General features: G+C 46.7%; 1 pseudogene. It reads right to left on the bottom strand.

Features of this window, described 5'->3' with window-relative positions:
• Positions 1 to 606: pseudogene (locus R7P74_RS27720) on the bottom strand (ornithine decarboxylase); the annotation flags it as partial.

Here is a 606-nt window from a genome sequence, read left to right as displayed (position 1 = left end):
AAAAGCGTTGCAGGAATACCGAAATCTGCGTAGCTGCCATCTTCAGCAATACCTGCTGTGGTTAGTAGCAATTTACATGGGTCAACGAAGTATTGACCTTCACCGTAACCTTCAAATTTGTGCCAGCTTGCGTTTGGCTCAAACATGAAGAATTTCTTGTTCGTTGCGATCACGTCAGTGTCGTAGCTGCCCCAAGGTTGGCCTTCGACTTCATCTGGAATGAACGGACGAATCAATTCACAACTCTTAAGGATTTCTTTACGCGCTTCGATACCTGTCTTAACCGCATCGCGCCATAAACGCAGACCTGCTTCGCCATCGTGGATCTTCGCGTTCACATCAAGCGCAGAGAACAGTGCGTAGAATGGTGAAGTCGATGCGTGCATCATAAACGCGTTGTTAAAGCGTTTGTGGTTACAGTAACGAGCTTGACCTTTGATATGGCGGTCTTTTTTGTGGATTTGCGATGTTTGAGAGAAGCCAGCTTGTTGTTTGTGAACAGACTGAGTCACGATCACACCTGCGTCTTCTGGTTTCAAATCCAGCAGCAGTGGTGAACAGTCTTTCATCATAGGGATGAACTGCTCATAACCAACCCACGAGATC

Source organism: Vibrio sp. 2033 (genome assembly GCF_033339735.1).
This window is presented reverse-complemented; position numbering and strand designations above follow the sequence as displayed.